Source organism: Sphingomonas sp. (assembly GCF_040398505.1).
Lineage (GTDB): Bacteria > Pseudomonadota > Alphaproteobacteria > Sphingomonadales > Sphingomonadaceae > Sphingomonas.
In genome coordinates, this window is record NZ_JBBATX010000092.1 from 1 (window position 1) to 3,670 (window position 3,670).

Annotated in this window: 5 protein-coding genes and 1 tRNA gene; 3 read left to right on the forward strand and 3 right to left on the reverse strand. The window is 65.0% G+C overall.

Features of this window, described 5'->3' with window-relative positions; genetic code table 11:
* Positions 1 to 76: transfer RNA gene (locus tag ABWP09_RS11190), tRNA-Thr, on the reverse strand.
* A gap of 18 nt (positions 77 to 94) precedes the next feature.
* Positions 95 to 955, reverse strand: coding sequence for a hypothetical protein (locus ABWP09_RS11195; protein ID WP_353205220.1), 861 nt, complete (start codon positions 953 to 955; stop codon positions 95 to 97).
* Between the two features lie 14 nt (positions 956 to 969).
* Between ABWP09_RS11195 and ABWP09_RS11200 the strand changes: the two genes are divergently transcribed.
* Together ABWP09_RS11200 and ABWP09_RS11205 are read left to right on the forward strand one after the other, a co-directional pair.
* Positions 970 to 1,257, forward strand: coding sequence for a BrnT family toxin (locus tag ABWP09_RS11200; RefSeq protein ID WP_353205221.1), 288 nt, complete (start codon positions 970 to 972; stop codon positions 1,255 to 1,257).
* On the forward strand, positions 1,241 to 1,549 hold the full coding sequence (locus ABWP09_RS11205; protein ID WP_353205222.1) for a YegP family protein: 309 nt from the start codon (positions 1,241 to 1,243) through the stop codon (positions 1,547 to 1,549). Before ABWP09_RS11200 ends, ABWP09_RS11205 begins: the two co-directional genes overlap by 17 nt.
* Here the strand turns inward: ABWP09_RS11205 and ABWP09_RS11210 are convergent.
* Positions 1,546 to 2,856 carry a replication-associated recombination protein A gene (locus ABWP09_RS11210; RefSeq protein WP_353205223.1) on the reverse strand — a complete coding sequence of 437 codons (1,311 nt, stop codon included), beginning with the start codon at positions 2,854 to 2,856 and terminating at the stop codon, positions 1,546 to 1,548. The two genes, ABWP09_RS11205 and ABWP09_RS11210, sit on opposite strands and share 4 nt — an antisense overlap.
* Before the next feature lie 305 nt (positions 2,857 to 3,161).
* Here ABWP09_RS11210 and ABWP09_RS11215 point away from each other — a divergent pair.
* Positions 3,162 to 3,670, forward strand: a 509-nt coding sequence (locus tag ABWP09_RS11215) for a PadR family transcriptional regulator (protein WP_353205230.1), incomplete at its 3' end; no start/stop codon positions are given.

Sequence of the window (3,670 nt, forward strand, 5' to 3'; positions counted from 1 at the left end):
TGGTGCCGGTTGCAGGAATCGAACCCGCGACATCCAGTTTACAAAACTGGAGCTCTACCAACTGAGCTAAACCGGCCCGTTCGCGCTAAATGCGTCAGGATATGCCAAAGGTCCAGCCCTCGGTGCGCGCAATTTGCGGGGTGAGCGCTGGCGGGTGCCATAATTCGGCGCGAGCGGCGTTGGCGCGGAGCCATGCGGCGGTCAAAATCGCGTCGGTCGCGTGATCGCTATAGCGCACAAGCGGGCGGTGCGGCGTGCTGCCGAGTGCGGCGAGCGCGGCATCGAGCGTGTCCGCATCGCGCAGCTTGCTCAGCCCCTTGCGCAGACCGGCGGCGCGCGCGGCGATCGTGGTGTAGATCTCGACGATGCACGCCCCCGATGTGGGTGCGGCATCGAACGGCCAGACCGGGATATCATGGCCGAGATGATGGAGCAGGCGCATCCCCGCGAAGCTCGCTTTGGCGACTTGCGCCGCGCCGATCGCGTCATAGACGGTCGAGGGCTTGCCGAAACCGGCGGCATTATGGTGCGCTTCGCACCGCCGGAAATGCAGGAAATCGGCTTTGCTCCCGTCGGCCGCGCCGAGATAGAAATGCGTGCCACGCCGCGCCGCGAGGAACGATGCCGCGCCGAAATCGGCATCGGGGGTGCGGGCATCGACATAGGCCCAGAAGGCGCGGGCGGTGGCGGGCGTCGCCTCGCCCGGAAGATATGCGCCGCGCAGGACGTGCGGCGGCGCAAAGCTGAAATCGAACCCGACCAGCATCGGCTCTTCGGCACGATCGCGCAGCCAGTGCAGGATTTCGCCGCGTGACCAGATCTTGTGCGGCGGCTCGATCAGCGTTGGCGCGTGGTCGCCCGCCTCGCATACCGCCAGCGCAATCCCCGGATGCCGCGCGCCCTTCGCGCCCGACCAGTCGATCGCGGCGAAGCGGGTGAAGTGGCTTGGAATCATGCTACGCTCTCTCGATGGAATTCGAATGGAACGATACAAAATGCGAGTCCAATATCGCGAAGCACGGAATCGATTTCGTCCGCGCGATCACCATCTGGCGCGGCGATGTCCTTGATCCTGCCGCGACCCGACAGATGCCGACCGAAACCCGTCTGGCCGCGCTAGGGACGATTGGCGATGACGATCTGGTGATTTGCGTGGTATATACATTACGGCAAGGCTTCCGCAGGATTATCAGCGCACGGCGAGCGAGACGGAATGAGCGACGGTATTACCAGGATCAGTTTGGACACGACCAATGATGGCGATCGGACCGATTGGTCGCGTCTTCGCGCCTTGAGCGAGGCTGATATCGCGACGGCGATTACCGAGGACGACGATACGTTCGAAGTCGAGGCGAGCACCTCCTCGGGGTCAGGCGTGCGATATGTTCTGTACCGATCGGTGGACGGTGGCTGGCACTGGGTCCTCAAAGATCGTGATGGAGCGCATCTTGCCATAAGCGCAACCGCTTTCGCCTCCAAAGAAGCGACGGCCCGCGCGATCGACGCGCTGCGTTCGCAATTGCTGACCGGTGACGTGAAGGCCGCTTAAGCCTCCCCTTTCAAACTCGCCCACCACGCCATCCGCTCGGCGATGCGTTTCTCCATCCCGCGCTCGGTCGGGGTGTAGAAGGTCTGCGGCTCCATCTCGGCGGGCCAGTAATTCGCGCCCGAAAAGCCATGTTCGGTGTCGAGATCATAGGCATAGCCCTTGCCATAGCCGATGTCCTTCATCAGCTTGGTCGGCGCGTTGAGGATGTTTTCGGGCGGCATCAGCGATCCCGTTTCGCGCGCCGATTTCCAGGCGGCCTTCTGCGCCTTGTACGCGGCGTTCGATTTGGGCGCGGTGGCGAGGTAGAGGCAGGCCTGCGCCAGCGCGAGTTCGCCCTCGGGGCTGCCGAGGAAATCATAGGCGTCCTTGGCGGCGAGGCATTGCACGAGCGCATTGGGGTCGGCGAGGCCGATATCCTCGCTCGCCATCCGCACCATCCGGCGCAGCAGATAGAGCGGTTCTTCGCCCGCGGTCAGCATCCGCGCGAGATAATAGAGCGCGGCTTGCGGGTCCGATCCGCGCACCGCTTTGTGCAGCGCGCTGATCAGGTTGTAATGCCCCTCGCGGTCCTTGTCGTAGACCGCGACGCGGCGTTGCAGGAAGGCCGAGAGCGCGGCGGGATCGAGCGGTTCGGGCAGATCGACCGCGAACAGCGTCTCGGCCTGATTGAGCAGGAAGCGACCGTCGCCATCGGCGCTGGCGATGATCGCATCGCGCGCCGCGGGGGTGAGGGGGAGGGGGCGGCCCTCGGTCGCCTCGGCGCGGTCGAGCAACTGGCCCAAGGCGGCATGATCGAGCCGGTGGAGAATCAGCACTTGCGCACGGCTGAGCACGGCGGCGTTGAGTTCGAACGACGGGTTTTCGGTGGTCGCGCCGACCAGCGTTACCGTCCCATCCTCGACATAAGGCAGGAAGCTGTCCTGTTGCGCGCGGTTGAAGCGGTGGATTTCGTCGACGAACAGCAAGGTGCGTTTGCCGATCCGGGCGTGTTCGCGTGCTTCGGCGAACGCCTTTTTGAGGTCGGCGACGCCCGAAAACACCGCCGAGATCGCCATGAAGCGCAATCCCACCGCATCGGCGAGCAGCCGCGCGATCGTCGTCTTGCCCGTGCCCGGCGGACCCCACAGGATCATCGACGATAACCGCCCCGCCGCGACCATCCGCCCGATCGCGCCTTCGGGGCCGGTGATGTGATCCTGCCCGACCACCTCGGCGAGCGTGCGCGGACGCAGCCGATCGGCGAGCGGCGCGGTTGCGCGCGGCTGATCGGGGGCAGGGGGATCGAAGGTTGCGAAGAGATCGGGCATTCGAGAGAGATAGGGGGTGCGGTGACGTGGGGCCAGCCCATAGCCCGTGGCCACCACCCCGGCGAAGGCCGGGGCCCAGTAGCGCGACTTCGGATTGGCAGGGCAGCGCTCGACTCTCTCGGCCGTCTCAACTGGGCCCCGGCCTTCGCCGGGGTGGAAACGCGCTTTTAAAATAGTCAAAAGATATATCTTAAAACGCTTGAGCAAAGATATATCTTAGCGCCATCGTGTTATAAAAAGGGAACGATATGTTTGTATTTGTAGAACGCAGCGGCCGTGGCTGTCATCCGGGCCGGATGGGCATGATGCGTGGCGGTTTCGGGCATCGCGGCTTCGGTCGTGGTCGCGATGACGCTGGCCGTGGCGGAGAAGGCCGTGATGGCGGGGGACGCGGCCCGCGCGGGCGGCGGATGTTCGACAGCGGCGAGCTGCGGCTCGTCCTGCTCAAGCTGATCGCCGACGAACCGCGCCACGGCTATGATCTGATCCGTCAGGTCGAAGAGCTGACCGGGGGTGCCTATGCGCCGAGCCCGGGGGTGGTCTATCCGACGCTCACCTTGCTCGACGATATGGGGTTGATCGAGGCGCGCCAGGCCGAGGGTGCCAAGAAGCTGTTCGCGGTGACCGACGCAGGCACGGCGCAGCTCGCCGAACAGGCCGAGCTGGTCGCCGCGTTGATGGCGCGGCTTGCCGATGTCGGGGCCGAACGGGCGCGGACCGACAGCGCATCGGTCCGCCGCGCGATGGGCAATTTGCGCGAAGTGCTGATCCACCGGCTGCGGCATGAGGAGGTCGCGAAGGAAACGCTGCACGA